The organism is Silvimonas sp., assembly GCF_031291215.1.
Lineage (GTDB): Bacteria > Pseudomonadota > Gammaproteobacteria > Burkholderiales > Chitinibacteraceae > Silvimonas > Silvimonas soli.
On sequence record NZ_JARLJK010000139.1, the window covers coordinates 19,206 to 36,580 of the forward strand.

Annotated in this window: 19 protein-coding genes; 14 read left to right on the top strand and 5 right to left on the bottom strand. The window is 57.9% G+C overall.

What is annotated here, in order from left to right:
* Positions 1–212: 212 nt before the first annotated feature.
* Positions 213–527, bottom strand: a complete 315-nt coding sequence (locus tag P4L78_RS17615; protein ID WP_283150028.1) for a c-type cytochrome — start codon at positions 525–527, stop codon at positions 213–215.
* A gap of 284 nt (positions 528–811) precedes the next feature.
* Between P4L78_RS17615 and cysG the strand changes: the two genes are divergently transcribed.
* The 10 genes from cysG (at position 812) to P4L78_RS17665 (ending at position 9,599) form a co-directional block, all read left to right on the top strand.
* Positions 812–2,206, top strand: a complete 1,395-nt coding sequence (gene cysG / locus P4L78_RS17620) for a siroheme synthase CysG (protein WP_309329470.1) — start codon at positions 812–814, stop codon at positions 2,204–2,206.
* An 85-nt stretch (positions 2,207–2,291) separates the two neighbouring features.
* A complete protein-coding gene (locus P4L78_RS17625; protein WP_283150030.1) occupies positions 2,292–2,651 on the top strand; it encodes a hypothetical protein in 360 nt (119 codons plus the stop codon).
* A gap of 166 nt (positions 2,652–2,817) precedes the next feature.
* A complete protein-coding gene (gene clpB, locus P4L78_RS17630) occupies positions 2,818–5,397 on the top strand; it encodes an ATP-dependent chaperone ClpB (protein ID WP_309329473.1) in 2,580 nt (859 codons plus the stop codon).
* Between the two features lie 190 nt (positions 5,398–5,587).
* Positions 5,588–6,010 (top strand): universal stress protein, encoded by a 423-nt coding sequence (locus tag P4L78_RS17635; RefSeq protein ID WP_309329474.1) that lies wholly within the window; start codon positions 5,588–5,590, stop codon positions 6,008–6,010.
* A 26-nt stretch (positions 6,011–6,036) separates the two neighbouring features.
* Positions 6,037–6,471 carry a universal stress protein gene (locus tag P4L78_RS17640; protein WP_309329476.1) on the top strand — a complete coding sequence of 145 codons (435 nt, stop codon included), beginning with the start codon at positions 6,037–6,039 and terminating at the stop codon, positions 6,469–6,471.
* An 80-nt stretch (positions 6,472–6,551) separates the two neighbouring features.
* Positions 6,552–7,013 (top strand): GNAT family N-acetyltransferase, encoded by a 462-nt coding sequence (locus P4L78_RS17645; RefSeq protein ID WP_309329478.1) that lies wholly within the window; start codon positions 6,552–6,554, stop codon positions 7,011–7,013.
* A gap of 55 nt (positions 7,014–7,068) precedes the next feature.
* Positions 7,069–7,470 (top strand): GFA family protein, encoded by a 402-nt coding sequence (locus P4L78_RS17650; protein ID WP_309329480.1) that lies wholly within the window; start codon positions 7,069–7,071, stop codon positions 7,468–7,470.
* A 97-nt stretch (positions 7,471–7,567) separates the two neighbouring features.
* A complete protein-coding gene (tsaB, locus tag P4L78_RS17655) occupies positions 7,568–8,257 on the top strand; it encodes a tRNA (adenosine(37)-N6)-threonylcarbamoyltransferase complex dimerization subunit type 1 TsaB (RefSeq protein ID WP_309329482.1) in 690 nt (229 codons plus the stop codon).
* On the top strand, positions 8,254–8,703 hold the full coding sequence (rimI, locus tag P4L78_RS17660) for a ribosomal protein S18-alanine N-acetyltransferase (RefSeq protein ID WP_283150037.1): 450 nt from the start codon (positions 8,254–8,256) through the stop codon (positions 8,701–8,703). The genes tsaB and rimI overlap by 4 nt, the downstream gene beginning before the upstream one ends.
* The gene (locus P4L78_RS17665; RefSeq protein ID WP_309329484.1) at positions 8,703–9,599 is read left to right on the top strand and encodes a uracil-DNA glycosylase family protein; all 897 of its coding nucleotides are present in this window, start codon (positions 8,703–8,705) and stop codon (positions 9,597–9,599) included. Before rimI ends, P4L78_RS17665 begins: the two co-directional genes overlap by 1 nt.
* 28 nt (positions 9,600–9,627) lie before the next feature.
* Here the strand turns inward: P4L78_RS17665 and P4L78_RS17670 are convergent, their stop codons facing one another.
* On the bottom strand, positions 9,628–10,236 hold the full coding sequence (locus P4L78_RS17670; RefSeq protein ID WP_309329486.1) for an ACP phosphodiesterase: 609 nt from the start codon (positions 10,234–10,236) through the stop codon (positions 9,628–9,630).
* Positions 10,237–10,386: 150 nt separating this feature from the next.
* Between P4L78_RS17670 and P4L78_RS17675 the strand changes: the two genes are divergently transcribed.
* The 4 genes from P4L78_RS17675 (at position 10,387) to P4L78_RS17690 (ending at position 14,542) form a co-directional block, all read left to right on the top strand.
* Positions 10,387–11,475: an MBL fold metallo-hydrolase gene (locus P4L78_RS17675; protein ID WP_283150040.1), complete on the top strand. Its 1,089-nt coding sequence runs from the start codon at positions 10,387–10,389 to the stop codon at positions 11,473–11,475.
* Between the two features lie 133 nt (positions 11,476–11,608).
* A complete protein-coding gene (locus P4L78_RS17680) occupies positions 11,609–12,337 on the top strand; it encodes a response regulator (protein WP_283150041.1) in 729 nt (242 codons plus the stop codon).
* Positions 12,338–12,345: 8 nt separating this feature from the next.
* Positions 12,346–13,728, top strand: a complete 1,383-nt coding sequence (locus P4L78_RS17685) for a cell wall metabolism sensor histidine kinase WalK (RefSeq protein WP_283150042.1) — start codon at positions 12,346–12,348, stop codon at positions 13,726–13,728.
* Between the two features lie 130 nt (positions 13,729–13,858).
* Positions 13,859–14,542 (top strand): polysaccharide deacetylase family protein, encoded by a 684-nt coding sequence (locus P4L78_RS17690; RefSeq protein ID WP_309329488.1) that lies wholly within the window; start codon positions 13,859–13,861, stop codon positions 14,540–14,542.
* A 46-nt stretch (positions 14,543–14,588) separates the two neighbouring features.
* Here the strand turns inward: P4L78_RS17690 and tauD are convergent, their stop codons facing one another.
* From tauD to tauB, 3 genes are all read right to left on the bottom strand, one after another.
* Positions 14,589–15,425: a taurine dioxygenase gene (tauD, locus tag P4L78_RS17695; RefSeq protein WP_309329490.1), complete on the bottom strand. Its 837-nt coding sequence runs from the start codon at positions 15,423–15,425 to the stop codon at positions 14,589–14,591.
* 188 nt (positions 15,426–15,613) lie between these two features.
* The gene (gene tauC / locus P4L78_RS17700) at positions 15,614–16,474 is read right to left on the bottom strand and encodes a taurine ABC transporter permease TauC (protein ID WP_309329492.1); all 861 of its coding nucleotides are present in this window, start codon (positions 16,472–16,474) and stop codon (positions 15,614–15,616) included.
* Positions 16,474–17,283: a taurine ABC transporter ATP-binding subunit gene (tauB, locus tag P4L78_RS17705; RefSeq protein WP_309329494.1), complete on the bottom strand. Its 810-nt coding sequence runs from the start codon at positions 17,281–17,283 to the stop codon at positions 16,474–16,476. Before tauB ends, tauC begins: the two co-directional genes overlap by 1 nt.
* Between the last annotated feature and the right edge of the window lie 92 nt (positions 17,284–17,375).

Here is a 17,375-nt window from a genome sequence, read left to right on the forward strand (position 1 = left end):
GCCTGGCGGGGCCGACGCGAATAAAAAAAGCCGGATGTAAGAGCGTCCGGCTTTTGTTTACAGGTGATGATGACTGAATGCTGCCTCATCACCGCTCAGGAGGGTGTACTTTAGCTTCGTTCACTATGACTGCCTCGAAGGCCTCACTGGATCCCCGACTGCGCGGGGATGACGAACCAGGAAGGCATGCAGCGCCTCACTCCTCGTCGCCCTCAGTATTTGCGGGTCAATATCCACTGTGCCAGTTGCTTGGCTTCCGCATCACTCACCGCATTGGGCGGCATTGGCACGGCGCCCCAAGTACCCTGGCTGCCGTTTTTGATCTTGCCTGCCAGCATGTCTGCCGCGCCCTTCTGGGTTTTGAACTTGGCCGCCACGTCCTTCCAGGCCGGGCCGACCAGCTTGCTATCCAGCGCATGACAGGCAAAGCAGTTTTTGCTCTTGGCCAGGTCTTGCGGGTCCACGGCAAGCGCAGGCGTGGCCAGCGCGAACAACACAAGGGAAACAAGCGCACTGCGGATCAGCATGGTGATTCCTTTTACCCGGCACGGCGCGGGCGGTTTCAGGGTTAAACTAGCGGGCTTGATACTGGATAAATGCCACTACAGCTTCTTGCGCCGCAGTTTAGAGGCTACGGGTTAAAGATCAACCCGAGCTCAATATCAAAAAAATTGTGATGTACTGACAAATTACGCAGGTGCAGGCTAAAACAGCAGTTATAGCTGCACTTTGATCCCGATCAGTATGCGATTGTACTGATTGAATGGATGTCGCTACCAAACCTGCGACCGGAACAAGCCCCGGGTAAACCATGGATTACTTTCCCCTGTTTTTGGACCTTCACCAGCAACGCAGCCTGATTGTGGGCGGCGGCGAAGTCGCGTTACGCAAAGCCCGCATGCTGCTGGCCGCTGGCACGCAGTTACACGTCATTGCGCCTAAGGTGGTCGCGGAACTGGCGCAATTTGCGGCTGAAGACAAAATCACACACACGGCACGTACTTTCCTGACCGACGATGTGATCGGCCACCGCGTCGTGATTGCCGCCACCAATGATCGCGAGGTCAATCGCCTGGTGTTCGATGCCTGTGAGCAACGTGGCATTCTGGTCAACGTGGTGGATGACCCGGCGCTGTGCCGATTTATTGTGCCGTCCATGGTTGATCGCTCGCCTTTGCAGATTGCCATCTCCACCGGCGGCCAGGCCCCGGTGCTGGCCCGCTTGATCCGTGCGCGCATCGAAGCATGGTTGCCCCACGGCTACGGCACGCTGGCCAGGCTGGCGGGTAATTTGCGTGATGCCGTAAAACAGAAATTTGGTGATGACGAACGTGCGCGCCGGCGCTTTTGGGAAGTCGCACTGGACGGACCCGCAGCAGAACGCGCGCTGGCCGGTGATGAGGTTGGTGCCACGCAAAGCCTGCAAACCACGCTGGCCGCAGCCGACAGCGCCAGCCTGCAACAAGGCGCGGTGTATCTGGTCGGCGCCGGTCCCGGCAATCCGGATTTGCTCACTTTCCGTGCTTTACGGTTGATGCAGAAAGCCGATGTGGTGCTTTACGACAATCTCGTCTCTCCGGCGATTCTGGAACTGGTCCGGCGCGATGCCGAACGCATTTACGTGGGCAAGAAAGCCGACAACCACGCGCTGCCGCAAGAAGAAATCAACCGCCTGCTGGTCAAGCTGGCGCAGCAAGGCAAAACCGTGCTCCGGCTTAAAGGGGGCGATCCGTTCATCTTTGGCCGTGGCGGTGAAGAGATCGAAGAACTGGCCGAAAACGGCGTGAGCTTTGAAGTGGTGCCAGGGATTACCTCGGCCGCCGGCGCATCGTGCTATGCCGGGATTCCGCTGACCCACCGTGATTATGCGCAGTCGGTGACGTTTGTCACCGGCCACCGCCGCGCCGGCGAAATTGAACTGGACTGGCCAAGGTTGACCAATCCCAACGAAACCATCGTGATTTACATGGGCGTCAAACAGGCACCCCGCATTTGCGAGCAACTGATTGCCCACGGCCGCACCGCGGATACGCCCGTTGCCATCGTGCAGCAGGCCACCACGCCGCAACAGAAAACAGTGATTGGCACCTTGAGTACCCTGCCCCATTTGATTGAAGCCGCAGGCATCAAGCCGCCTGCCCTCATCATCGTGGGGAACGTGGTGACGCTGGCGGATAAGCTGGCCTGGCGCAAGAGCCAAGCTTGAAGAATACAAGAGCAGCCTGAAGTGTGATAAGCAACACCGCACCGCCCTTTCGATCTTAAAATTTAACTTATTTCAGTGACTTGCAATGGACTTTGTCTTTCTTTCTCAAAATGTTGATCAGACAAGACCGCTGCTTTATCTCTGGGAAATTATTGATCTGGATACAGGAAAATTGCTGCACAGCTATGTAGGAAAAGCAAAGGGCGGCAGCAGCCGACCGCTAAAACACTATCGTAGGAATGTCGCAAATCTATTGGCGAACAAGCCATATCGTAAAGGCAGTCCAGATGGATTTCGTGCATCGCATAGGGCTCTGGCCCAAGCAGTGACGACCGGGCATCGTATCGTGCTAACGTTGCTGTACAACGTTGATATTGAAAAAATCAATGAAGCAGAGAGCCGGGAAATATTGAAGCGGCAGCCAGATTTGAATGCGATGCCGTGACTATATTTGATAGCCTGCATAACGTGCCTACAACCCCTTTCCTATCAACAACTTTTCAATACTGCCCCGCCTTTCAGCGGAAAAAAATTCCGCATCACGCCGCGCTTGAAATGAGGTTATTGGTGCCCATCTTTTGTGCAATAACGCACATTTAGAGAGGGCCACCATGCGCTTTGACAAACTCACAACCAAATTTCAGCAAGCCTTCGCCGACGCCCAAAGCATGGCGCTCGGCAACGACAACAGCTATATCGAGCCACAGCATTTGCTGCTGGCTTTGCTCAACGACAATGAATCCGGCGTCGGCGCCCTGCTCGCCCGCGCTGGCGTCAACGTGCAGCCGCTCAAGCAGGCGCTGCAAGAGTCGATTGACCGCCTGCCCAAGGTGGAAGGCAACGGCGGCGAGATCACCGTCTCGCGAGATCTGTCCAACCTGCTGAACCTGACCGACAAAACCGCCAGCAAACGCGGCGATCAGTTTATCTCCAGTGATTCGTTCATCCTGGCGCTGGCTGATGACAAGAGCGATGCAGCCAAACTGCTCAAGCAACAAGGTGGCAACAAGAAAGCCATTGAAGCGGCGATTGATGCCGTGCGCGGCGGCGGTTCGGTGGATAGTGCCGACGCTGAACAGAACCGCGAAGCACTCAATAAATACTGCCTGGATCTGACCGAGCGTGCCCGCCAAGGCAAGCTGGACCCGGTCATTGGCCGTGATGACGAAATCCGTCGCGCCATTCAGGTATTGCAACGCCGCACCAAGAACAACCCGGTATTGATCGGTGAACCTGGCGTGGGCAAGACCGCCATTGTGGAAGGCCTGGCACAACGGATTATCGAAGGCGAAGTACCCGATTCGCTCAAACACAAGCGCCTGCTGGTGCTGGACCTCGCATCTCTGCTGGCTGGGGCCAAGTATCGCGGCGAGTTTGAAGAACGCCTGAAAGCCGTGCTGAACGAACTGGCCAAGGATGAAGGCTCGACGATTATCTTTATCGATGAGCTGCACACGCTGGTTGGCGCTGGTAAAGCAGAAGGTGCAATGGACGCGGGCAATATGCTCAAGCCCGCGCTGGCTCGCGGCGAGCTGCATTGCATTGGCGCGACCACGCTGGATGAATACCGCAAATACATCGAGAAAGACGCCGCGCTGGAACGGCGCTTCCAGAAAGTGCTGGTCGATGAACCGAGCGTGGAAGACACCATCGCCATCCTGCGCGGGCTGCAGGAGAAATATGAGATTCACCACGGGGTGGAGATCACCGACCCGGCGATTGTGGCGGCAGCCGAACTGAGCCACCGCTATATCACCGACCGCTTCTTGCCCGACAAAGCAATCGACTTGATCGATGAAGCTGCGGCCAAGATCAAGATGGAAATCGACTCCAAACCGGAGTCGATGGACAAGCTCGACCGCCGTATCATCCAGCTCAAGATCGAACGCGAAGCCGTAAAAAAAGAGAAAGACGAAGCCTCTCGCCGCCGCCTGGCGTTGATCGAGGATGAGATTGGCACGCTGGGCAAGGAATACTCGGATCTGGAAGAAATCTGGAAAGCCGAGAAAGCCGCCGTTCTGGGTAGCCAGGCGATTCGTGAGGAACTTGAACAGGTCAAGCTAGCCATGGATGCCGCCCGCCGCCGGGGCGAGTGGGACAAAGCGTCCGAGTTGCAATACGGCAAGTTGCCCGAGCTTGAGGCGCAGTTGAAGGTCGCCGAAGCAGCCGAAGGCCAGGATAAGCCAAATCGTTTGTTGCGCACGCAAGTAGGCGCAGAAGAAATTGCCGAGGTGGTCAGCCGCTCGACCGGCATTCCGGTCAGCCGCATGATGCAAGGTGAACGCGACAAGCTGCTGGGCATGGAAGACGTGCTGCACAAACGCGTGATCGGCCAGAACGAAGCCGTGCGACTGGTTTCCGACGCCATCCGCCGCTCGCGCTCAGGCCTGGCCGACCCGAACCGGCCTTATGGTTCGTTTCTGTTCCTCGGACCAACTGGTGTCGGTAAAACCGAGCTGACCAAAGCTCTGGCCGAGTTCCTGTTTGATGCGGAAGATCATTTGATCCGCATCGACATGAGCGAGTTCATGGAGAAACACTCGGTGGCGCGTTTGATTGGCGCGCCTCCTGGCTACGTGGGTTACGAAGAAGGCGGTTATCTGACCGAGGCCGTGCGGCGCAAACCGTACAGCGTGATCTTGCTGGACGAAGTCGAAAAGGCGCACCCGGATGTGTTCAACATCTTGCTGCAAGTGCTCGACGATGGCCGCCTGACCGATGGCCAAGGCCGCACGGTCGACTTCAAAAACACCGTGATCGTGATGACGTCCAACCTGGGCTCGCAACAAATCCAGGCGATGGCGGAAAACGATTATCAGGTGGTGAAGCTGGCGGTGATGGCTGAGGTCAAATTGCACTTCCGGCCCGAGTTTGTGAACCGGATCGACGAGGTGGTGGTGTTCCACGCGCTCGACCAATTGCAGATTCGCAATATCGCTCGCGTACAACTGGACCGGTTGCAACAGCGGTTGGCGCAGATGGAGATGGGCTTGGTAGTGAGCGATGCGGCGCTGGATATGATCGCCGATGCCGGGTTCGATCCGGTGTATGGTGCGCGCCCGCTCAAACGGGCGATCCAGACCGATATCGAAAACCCGCTGGCCAAAAAGCTGTTGAGTGGCGAGTTTGGGGCCAAAGACACCATCGCCGTGGATATCGACAACGGTAGTATGGTGTTTAGCAAACGCTGATCCAGCATCTTCGACAGCATCAAAAAAGACCCGCTTCGGCGGGTCTTTTCTTATCCATTTTTTGTCTCTTTGATTACAAGAACGTCAAGCGACTATTGCCAACACTTTTGCCCAAGTAACGACGCGACATCAAGCCAGCATCTTTATATGATGAGCTATTGAAAGCTTCATCTCCAGCTCAGGAAGCCGCATGTCTACCGTTCTCATTCCAGTCGATGGCTCACCGCAAGCGTTACGTGCTGTGCAGGCGGCCCTGGCGTTCAGCAATACCGAAAAATTTACCCGCGTCGTACTACTCAATGTGCAACCACCATTGCAAGGCCGGGTACGGGCGCTGATCAGCGAAGACCGTTTGTACGCCATTGCCCGTGATGAAGCCCGCAAGGCCATGGCAGCGGCCATTGATCTGGTGCAGCGGGCCGGAATCATCCTGGAGCAACGTTTAATGATTGGGCCCGTGGCCGAAACCGTGATCGAAACCAGCCACAAAGTCGACGCCAGCCAGATCTTCATGGGCACGCGCGGTCGTGGCGCGGCAGCGGCACTCTTGCTGGGCTCGGTGGCGGGCAAAGTGGTTCATCTGGCCGATGTACCGGTCACGCTGGTGAACTGATCGCTATCGACCAAGGAGCAACTCTCATGGCAAATATGAATATTCTGGTTCCAGTCGATGGCTCGGATAACGCCCAGCGCGCACTGGAACATGCAGCTAGTCTGGTGGCACATAACCCCAATCTGGCACTGCGTCTCTTGAATGTGCAGCAACCGGGTCTGTATGCCTCGGTGCTGGAAGGCATCGAAGGCATGGAACCGATGACCCAACTGCTGCACCAGCAAGGCGAAGAAGTATTGGCGCCCTATATCGAATGGCTCAATGCCAAAGGGGTCGTCTTCTCCACGCGAGTGCGTCTGGGCAAACCGTTCAGCGTGATCTGCGAACAGGCTTCACACCACGATTGCCAGCGAGTGGTGATGGGCACGCGTGGTAACGAAGGACTGGATCGCTTCATGCTCGGCTCAGTTGCAGCGCAAGTGGCCGCGACGGCACCGGTACCCGTTACGCTGATCAAGTAACACCCACGCCATCGGCCGTTTGACCGGGTTTATGCTTCTCGGGTAGCGTATGCGTTTACCCCAAACGGCCGTGTCCTTACATGCAGATTCGCCCGCTTCAAGCTTCTGATCACACCGCCTGGCTTGCTCATTGGCAGGTCTATTGCGGCGGATACGACGCCACACTGGACCCACAAGTCACCGCCGCCACATGGCAGCGCATTCTGGATGCCAATGCGCCCATCCACGGGCTGGCCGCGGTGAGCGACTCCGGCGAGCTGCTAGGTTTTTGCCACTTTGTTTGCCACCCGCATACCTGGAGTGCGCAAACCATCTGTTATCTGGAAGATTTGTTTGTCAGCGCCAGCGCGCGCCGTCTTGGCGTGGCTTCGGCGCTGATTGAGCATGTGCGCCAATTGGGTATTGCCCAGCACTGGTTTCGCGTTTACTGGATCACCGATGCTGGCAACGCAGCGGCGCAGGCGGTGTACGACAAGGTGGCCACGCGTACGGATTATGTCCGCTACGAAATCGCCCTGGGTAAACAGGCTGAGCTGGCCTGACACGCCAGGTAACCGAATCTTACCGATCGAGCTTTGCAATCCGGGAGCATTCAGCATGCAACTCAATGGCCAATGTCTATGTGGTGCAGTCCATTACACCGTTGAAGACGCCTTTGAATACGCCGGTTATTGCCACTGCATCCGCTGCCGGCGCCGTACTGGATCGGCATTCAACACCTATGCCGGCATCAAAACTGGCAAACTTCAGCTGACCCAAGGCGCGGAACATGTGCGCCACCAGGATGAAAGCGCCGAGGGCTACGATGCCCATTGCGCGCTTTGCCTGTCGCCGCTGTTTTCAATCGTGCGTGGCCGTGAGTATGTACACGTGCGCATCGGCACACTGACCGATACTCCATCGCGTCAGCCCGATCACCACATTTACGTGGCGTTCAAGGCGCCGTGGCATCAGATTACCGACCAGCTGCCGCAATTTGCCGAACTACCCCCGCCCTAAAAAACCGCCGCGCCAACAGCCTGCGGCATAAAGGCTACGCGTGGTAAAATCGCGCCCTTGCCCATCCAGCATGCGTGGCTCACCCTGCGCGTAATCCATGCCCGCCTATCTTGCTCTTGATACTTCTACCGAACATTTGTCGCTCGCTTTATCCGGCGGCACTGCAGGTCTGACCGTGCGCGACTGGCATGTCGGCCAGCGCCATGCCGAGTTGACCCTGCAAGCCATTGAGCAATTGCTGGCAGATACCGGTGTACAGCGTAGCGAGATCAGCGGTATCGCCTTCGGCATGGGGCCGGGCTCGTTTACCGGCCTGCGCATCGGTTGCGGCATCGCCCAGGGTCTGGCATTCGGTTTGAATATCCCGCTGCTGGGTGTCTCCACCTTGCAAGCGCTGGCCGCTCAATGTGAAGGCGAACAAGCTTATGTTTGCCTGGATGCGCGCATGAACCAGGTTTATTGCGCGGCTTATCGCAAACAAGACGGCCAGTGGCTGGAAACCGTGGCCGCGACGGTCTGTGACCCAGATGCAGTGCCGCTGCCAGAAGGCGAAGGCTGGATTGGCCTGGGTAGCGGTTTTGCCGCTTATGGCTCGTTACTGGCGCCGCGACTGGGCAATGCCATAGCCAGTATCGTGCCGGATCGCTTTCCGCATGCACGGGAGATTCTGGCATTGGCCACGCCATTGTTTGATGCCGGTAAAGGCTTGCCCGCCGATCAGGCTGAACTTTTATACCTGCGCGACAAAGTAGCGCTGAAAACCCACGAACGGGTTGCCAAGCCTTGAATATCCGCAAACTGCATCATGCCGATCTGGATGCCATCCTGGCCCTGGATGCCGAAACCAATCCCCACCCATGGGCATTGGGGCATTGGCATGACTCGCTGGAAAATCACACTTGCCTGGTACTGGAAACGGACGGCGAAGTCGCTGGCTTTGCCGTGGCCAGCCTGGTGCTGGATGAAGCCGAACTGTTGCTGATTGCAGTAGCGCCATGGCAGCAACGCCAGGGCTTGGGCCAGCGTTTGCTGGGCGGATTGATTGATCAGCTAAAGACCAAAGGTGCGCGCAGTCTGTTTCTGGAAGTGCGCGTGGGCAATCAACCCGCGCGGACTTTGTACGAAAAGCTGGGTGCTACCGCCACTGGCTTGCGTAAAGGCTACTATCCGGTACCCGGTGGCGGGCGCGAAGATGCGGTACTCTATACTTTTGATTTAACCGGAGCTGCCTGATGGGTCGGCGTGAACAGATTCTGCACGAAATGGGCTTTACGCCACTTTGGGTAGACCGCGAACGACTGCAGGCCTTCAAACTGGAAGAAGCCGCATTAGCAGCTGAAGCAGTCACCGCTGCCCTGCAGCCAACTGCCGTCACGCCATCGGCAAATACGCCGGTAACCGCCACGCACGCTGCGCCAGTTGTTACCCAGGCTCAACCACAAGCACCCGTTGCAGAATCTGCACGACCGGTCCGCGCAGCGCCATCCATCCCCGTTGTACCCGAAACCAGCGCCCGCGCCACACCCGCGCCATTGGTCACAGCCGAGCCCGATGCCCGCAGTCTGGAAATCGGCCAGATGGATTGGCATGCGCTGCAGCAGTCCGTCAAAGGCTGTACCGCATGCAAGCTATGCGAAGGTCGCAACAACACGGTTTACGGTGTGGGTAACGCCAACGCCGACATCATGGTGATTGGCGAAGCACCAGGCCAGCAAGAAGACCTGCAAGGCGAGCCATTTGTGGGTGCCGCCGGGCAGTTGCTGGACAATATGCTCAAGGCCATAGGCGAGCAGCGCGGTGAAGGGGTGTATATCGCCAATGTGCTTAAATGCCGTCCGCCCAACAACCGCAACCCGTTGCCGGAAGAAGTCGCGCAGTGCTCACCGTACTTGCGCCGCCAGGTAGAACTGGTCAAACCCAAAGTGATCTTTGCCGTGGGCCGCTTTGCCATCCAGACCTTGCTGCAAACCGACGCGCCGATCAGTTCTTTGCGCGGCACTTTGCATCACTATCAAGGCGTACCGGTAGTGGTGAGCTATCACCCGGCATATTTGCTGCGTAACTTGCCAGACAAAGCCAAGGCGTGGCGCGATTTGTTGTTGTTGCAGGCCACGTTCAAGGGCTTGTAACAGCATTGATGGCGGCGGATTGCACCGCCTACAGTGGCAGCCCGTTGCGAGTGTACGCCCGCCGCCACTGCTCGCTGTGGCTCAAAACGTCGGGCCAGAACGCCAGAAAATCCGCTTCAAACCCTTGATATTGCTCGATGAGTTCCTCGCCGCCGCCCACCATGGGATTAGGCCGGGACAAACGCCGCGTCGCCATATTGTCGATAGCGCGAGTAATCGATGCCACCTCGCGGTACGACGTGAGCCAGTCGTATTGCTGCATATGGGGCAGTATCTGCGCCAGCCTTTCCGGCAGTACGGTTTGATTCGCCCGCAGCAAGGTGTAAGTGTCGTTGGCAAAATCCGGCAGTGCCTGATCACTGAATTCGCTCCAGCGCGCGGCCAGAAAGTGGTCATAAAACATGTCGACCATGATTCCCGAGTAGCGCCGCCGTAGCGCGCTTACCCGTGCCCGGCTGGCCAGAAAAGCCGGGTGTTCATCCGCAAATACGTCAATACTGCGATGCAGGGCAACCCCTGCCGCAAGCGGCTCTGCCAGCTGACCCGGCAAGGGGCCTTTGACAAAATCGCCCAGCAGCCCACCCAGCCGATAGGCCGGTGCCGGTCCAGCAAGTAAAAGATGCGCAAGATAATTCATCGGTTTTGCAATGCAAGTCACTCTGGGTAGGCCAACGCGGTGCTGGCCGCGAACTTTTTCCGCGAAATGCGCCCAACTACAGATCGGGGCACCAGCCGGATATTTATAGCCCCGCCCCCAAATCACCACTGCTGGAGCAGGCCGCCCCCTATGACATGGATGAGAAGAACGCTGGCACTGGCGTTGACCGCACTAACCGGCAATCCGCATCGCAATATTCATTTCGACCCGGCCAAACCACATCATACGCCAACGGGATTTCGCAACCGTTACCCGCACGGCCGCCCTTCTGCCGATGATCTGCGGCGCTGGCGGGCCGAACGCAAAGCGCACAATCTGCCGCCACCTCCCACAACTGATTTGTCCGCTATCGCGCCGCATCTGGACTTTATCCACCAGCGCCACGACGCCCCTGCCGTCACCTGGATCGGCCATAACACGCTGTTGCTACAGGTAGCCGGGCTCAATATTTTGACTGACCCGGTGTTTTCCGAACGCTGTTCGCCGGTGCCCTTTGCAGGCCCCAAGCGCCATCAGCCGCCCGGCGTGGCTTTGGCCGAGCTGCCACATATTGATCTGGTACTGATTTCGCATAACCACTATGACCATCTGGACCACGCCAGTGTGATGGCCTTGTCACGCCAGGCTGGCGGTCCGCCCACCTTTGCCGTCGCCCTGGGCATGGATGCCTGGATGAAGCGCAAGTTGCCACACCTACCGGCCGAGCGTTTGATCTATCTGGATTGGTGGGAAACCGCGCAAGCTGGCAAAGCCACGCTGACTTTCGTCCCGGTGCAGCACTGGAGTGCCCGCACGCCGCTGGACCGCAACGCCACGCTGTGGGGCGCCTGGGTGCTCGAAGTCGACGGCTTTCGCTTCTTTTTCTCGGGCGATCTGGGTTATTCAAAAGACATTGGTGATATCGCCGAGCGTTTCGATGGTTTCGATTTCGCCGCCATTGGCGTAGGCGCCTATGAGCCGCGCTGGTTTATGCAGAACCAGCACGTCAATCCGGAGGAATCGGTGCGGATACATCGTGAATTGCGCTCGCGCCTCTCCATGGGCATTCACTGGGGCACTTTTGAGCTAACCGATGAGCCGCTGGACCAACCCAGAGCCGATCTGGCGATTGCTTGCGAGGAACAAGGTCTGGCTCCCGGCGAGTTTTTTGTGCTGCGCCATGGTGAAACCCGTGAATTGCACGGTGCAAAGCTGGAAGTCCCACCGTCCGAAATATGACGAATGAGTATTTTGTATCAGCGCTTGCAATCTGCAGCCCGCTTTGTATCAGCGGGCGAAAATTGGCGTAATTGATACTTGAAGATACAAACCTGGCGTGTGCCGCCGTGCAGCTTTGACATAATGGCCCTCCATGGAAACCCAAAACCCTTCGCGCATTCTGGTGGTCGATGACGACCAGGAAATCCGTACCCTGCTGGCCGACTATCTGGACTCCCACGGTTTTCGCACCGTGATGGCGGCAGACGGCACTGCCATGCAGCGGGCCCTGGAAACCAGCAAAGTTGATCTGGTAGTGCTTGACCTCACCCTACCCGGTGAAGACGGCTTGACCTTGTGCCGTAACCTGCGTTCAACTTCGGCCGTGCCGGTGATCATCCTGACCGCACGCGGCGATCCGGTAGACCGCATTTTGGGCCTGGAAATGGGTGCCGACGATTATCTGACCAAACCGTTTGAACCGCGTGAACTGGTCGCCCGGGTACGGACCGTGCTGCGCCGGACGTGGGCATTGCCGCCCAATCTGGATGCGCCGGACGCCATTGCCATGAATTTTGCCGGCTGGACGCTGGACCTGCGCGCGCGCCATCTGGTGCGTCATGACGGCGTGCTGGTCATGTTGTCAGGTGGTGAGTTCCGCTTGCTCAAAATTTTGCTGGAACACCCGCAACGCGTCCTTAATCGCGACCAGATTCTGAATCTGACGCAAGGCCGCGATGCCGATCCGTTTGAACGTTCCATTGATTTGCAAATCAGCCGTTTGCGCCAAAAACTGGGCGATGATGCCCGCGCTCCGCAACTGATCAAGACCGTGCGCAACGAAGGCTACGTGCTGTCCGCCAGTGTCGCGGTAGAGCATTGAAAGTCCGCATGCAACTGATCCAGCGTTTTTTCGGTTCGATCACCAATCGCGTATTTCTGCTGTTGGCTTTGGGCATTGTTGTAGCCATTTTTGTCACCTTCTCGTTGGCCATGCGCGAAGACCGGCAAACCATGCAAACCATGCGTAACGAGCACGAAGCCGAACGCGTCGCGCAATTTGTGCGATTAATGGAATCGGTCCCTGATGGTGTGCGCACGCAGATTGCCCAGTCAGGCATGCAAATCGGCTTGCACGCCACGCTGAGCCCGCCGCAACCGATGGCAGCACAGGAAGATGATTCACTGATCGCCTTGCTACGCAGCCGCTTGCCCAAAGGCGTGGTTCTACGGCAGGCTGGCGCCAATACTGAATGCCGCCGCCCCGAAACCATGGCGCCAGGCTTCTTTCGTGGCGGACCGGCATCGCCGGAACACCAGAGCTGCCATCTGATTGACCTGACGTTGAGTGATGGCACGCCATTGCATCTCACACTGGGTTGGTCCGCGCCGCCACCTGGCGAACAGCCACCGCCGCCACGCACCAATTTTCCCTGGCACTGGCTGGTGTTCTTTAGCCTGATTGCCCTGCTGGCGTATCTGGGTGCGCGCATGATCGTCAAGCCATTGCGCCGCATGACCTATCTGGCCGAAGAGTTGGGACGCAATATCGATCGCCCGCCACTGCCCGAAGAAGGCCCGAGCGAAATCCGCCACGCCATTGCTGCGGTCAACGGCATGCAAGTACAGATTCGGCGGCATATCGAGCAGCGCATGTTCATGCTGTCAGCCATTGCGCATGACCTGCAAACGCCGCTCACCCGGCTGCGACTGCGGCTGGAAAAGGTGAATGACGAAACCCTGCGCAAGCAATTGCTGGGCGACCTGGCCGCCATGCAGCAAATGGTGCGCGAAGGCCTCGATTTTGCCCGCAGCATGAATTCGGTCGAGACCTTCCAGAACATTGATATCGATTCCTTGCTGGAAACGCTCTGCGCCGACGCCGCCGACGCGGGGCAAGACGTGTCTTTTGCCGGGCACACCGGCGCGACGGTGCAAGCCAGCGTGAGCTCGCTCAAGCGTTGTATCGCCAACCTGATGGATAACGCGGTCAAGTACGGCGAATACGCCAGGGTAGAAGCCACCTTGGTCGGCAAACAGGTGGAAGTTCGGGTGAGCGACGGTGGCCCGGGCGTTCCGGCCAATCTGCTCGAAAGCGTGTTTGACCCGTTCTTTCGGGTTGAGAATTCGCGCTCCCGTGAAACCGGGGGAGTCGGGCTGGGATTGGCGATTGCGCGCAATATCGCGCAAAAACATGGCGGCAAGCTACGATTGGAAAATGGCTCTGTCGGTGCCGTCGCCGTACTGACTCTGCCGGTGGCAAAACAAGTCTGACCACCGAATCGGCCTGCATAACAAAACACCGTTTGTCGCCTTTACGGCTTGCGGATGCATCCCGGGTATTCGCAAGCCCGTACGTAACGTTGTAGCACCTCAGCGATCAAGACCATCAGGACGCAAGAAGATGTACCAGCAGGAACTGGATCTCGCCCGTGCGCGCCGGTTTGCCGAGCAATATCCTGCCCACTGTTTTTATCAGGGCAGCGGCCGTGGCTTGGGCGTAGCACTGACTTTCAGTGATGGCCCCGCTGCCACCACCGCGGCGCTGCTGGATATGCTACGGGTGCATCGAATTCCTGCGACCTTCTTCTGGCAAGGCGACCAACTGGCCCGTAATCACCAGTTACTGCGCCAAGCGCTGGCAGACGGGCACACCATTGGCAATCTGTCGTGGGATCACCCGCATGCCGAATCCCTGTCGGTGATGGACTTCTGGCTGCAGCAAATTCAGCGGACTGATGATGAATTCCAGCGTCTGGCCGGCATTCGCCCACGCCTGTTTCGGCCGCCCTATGCCGAACTGACACCAGAACAATTGCGTATTCTGGTGGAGCACGATTTCCGGGTCATGGGTTGGTCCATTGACCCGCGAAACTGGGAAAACCCGACAGCACCCGAACGCGCCATTGAAGTGACCGAACAAGTGTTACGTCAGGCTTATCCGCAATCGATTGTTCTACTGCACGAAGGGCCGGTGACACTGGATAACGTGGTGGAAGTGGTCGACCAGATCGTGCCCAGCCTGAAATCCCGCGGCTACCACTTCGTGACCGCCGACCAGCTGGTTGGCGTCAAACCCTACGCCTGAGTTCGCATCGCTTCGCGTCATCCCCCCAAAAAAAGTAACTAGAAACTCAGTATGGCTTGTCACCCAGGATGGTGGCGCGATGCATGATGCGCCGGTGCGGCAAATAATCGGCCACCGCATAGTGCTGGGTAATGCGGTTATCCCAGAAAGCCACGTCGTTTTCTTGCCAGCGCCAACGCAGGGTGAATTCGGGCCGAGCGATATGCGCAAACAAAAAGTCCAGCAGTGCCTGGCTTTCCCGCGCGCTGAGTTCGTTGATGCGGGTGGTAAAACCATCATTCACAAACAGCGCTTTCTTGCCGGTTTGCGGGTGAGTGCGAATCACTGGATGGGTAATCGGCGGATGTCTGGCACGGCTGGCATGCCATTGCGCATACACCTCTTCGCTCACGGCAAAGCGCGTTTCCGGGAAAGACTTGCCAAAGTCGTGGGTAGCCGTCAGGCCATCCAGCAAGTTTTGCAGCGGTGCGGAGAGCGCCTCGTAAGCAGCGGTGCCGCTCGCCCACAATGTATCGCCCCCCGTTGGCGGCAATTGTTTGGCGGCCAGGATCGCGCCCAACGGTGGTGTTTCAATGAAAGTGACGTCGGTATGCCAGTTGTCGTTATCGGGCAGATTCTGGTCGTGAGTATCCAGAATCAGCACTTCGGGCGTGTCTGGCACGTTCGGGTAGATCGGATGAATATGCAGATCACCAAAGTGGCGGGCAAAGTTGCGTTGCTGCAGTGGAGTCAGTGGCTGTTCGCGAAAGAACAAGACCTGGTACTGCAACAGCGCATCTTTCAAGGCAGCGAAATGCCCTTCTGACAATGGCTCGGCCAGATTGACGCCTTCGATGATGGCGCCCAGCGCGGCGCCGATTGGGGTGATTTGCAATGTAGTCATGTTCCTGGCTCTTTATGTATCCATATCCCGCAACGTCCACACTCGTAGCCCGGATGAAGCAACGCGGGAATCCGGGGCCGCAATATTGAAAAACTCAAACCAGTTGCCAGTTGCGGTGTTGCAACCCCGGATTCTCACTATGTTTCATCCGGGCTACGTCTGCGCTGCATCACCACTTCGCCCAAGAATCAACCTCTGGCGATCGTCCAGGGCGTGACCTTGCGCTGTATCCACCTCAACCCCAGTTCCAGCGCAAACGCGACGACGGCAATGACGGCAATGCCCAGTACTACGACATCTGTCACCAGAAACTGTGCTGCCGATTGCACCATAAAGCCCAATCCCCGCGTTGCGGCAACCAGTTCGGCGGCAACCAGCGTTGACCAACCCGTGCCCAGACCAATACGCACACCGGTGAGGATGTCTGGCAACGCACCGGGCAAAATCACGTAGCGGATCAATTGCCAACGCGAGGCGCCCAGTGACTGCGCAGCGCGAATGCGCGTCTGGTCAGCCGAACGCACGCCAGCAGCGGTGGAGATGGCAATGGGCGCAAAAATGGCCAGGTAAATCAGCAGGACTTTCGAAAGTTCGCCGATCCCGAACCAGATCACGATCAACGGCAAGTAGGCCAGCGGCGGGATGGGCCGGTAGAACTCAATCAACGGGTCCAGCACAGCGCGTATGCGCGGTGACAGGCCAATGGCAATGCCCACCGGGACGGCAAATAACACCGCAGCGACCAACGCCAGCAACACGCGCGTCAGGCTGGCAACCAGATGCTGCCACAAGGTGGCGTCGACAAAGCCGCTGGTCGACACCCTCCAGAACTTCCTGGCAACGGCTTGAGGTGATGGCAAGAACAGCGGCTGGATCAATCCCGCTGTGGTGATCGCCCACCACAGCAAAACCAGGACGCCAATGGTCAGCAGGCTAACCCGCAAACCGTGATTACTGCGGGCTGGATCCGGCGTGAGCTGTTCGCGTTCGGCCTCAATACTGGCGGCCTCCAGCAAGGGTAATTCGGTGCTGACAAGTGTCTGTTCCATTACGCCAACTCCTTGCCACGCTGGGCAAAAACCTTGCTCAATACATGTTCGCGCGTGGCAATAAACGCCGGATCAGATTTGATACTGCGTGCTGACTCGCCAGCAATGTAGCGGCGACTGAAGTCCAGTGGCAGCCGCTCGACAATCCGACCCGGGCGCGGGGACATCAACACCAGTTCTGAAGCCAGGAAAACAGCTTCTTCGATATCGTGAGTGATGAGCAGGATGCGCTTGCCGGTCTGGTGCCATAACGACAGGACCAGCTCTTGCATCTGTTCCCTGGTAAAGGCATCCAGCGCGGCAAAAGGCTCGTCCATCAACAGGACTTCTGGCCCTGCCGCCAAGGCCCGCGCCAGGCCGACCCGCTGGCGCATGCCGCCAGACAATTGCCAGATGTGGTGCTGTTCAAATCCGGCCAGATCAACTTGCCGCAAAACCTCGGTGGCTCGCGCATTGCGTTCAGCGGTCGCTACGCCTTGCAGTTTCAAGCCAAAGGCGACGTTTTCCAGCACATTCAGCCATGGCAATAAAGCGTTGTCCTGAAACACGACGCCGCGCGCTGCAGCTGGCCCCTGTACTTGCTGCCCGGCAAATTCCACCCGGCCCGCCGATGGCTTGAGGAAGCCGGCGATCAGGTTCAACAGTGTGGTTTTACCGCAGCCGGATGGCCCAAGTGCGACGACCAGTTCGCCCGCATTGATGCGGAGCGACACATCCTGCAATGCGGCCTCGTTACGCGCATGGCCCGGAAAATGCACGCTGACCCGATCCACTATCAGGCTGTCACTATTTGCTGAAGCTGTCGTCATTGCGGTATTCCTGAAATCCGGAGCGGCGGCCCCGACTTGCGACCGCCCGCTTCTGTTGCATACCCGCACCTGCGGGCGCATCAAAGACTCAT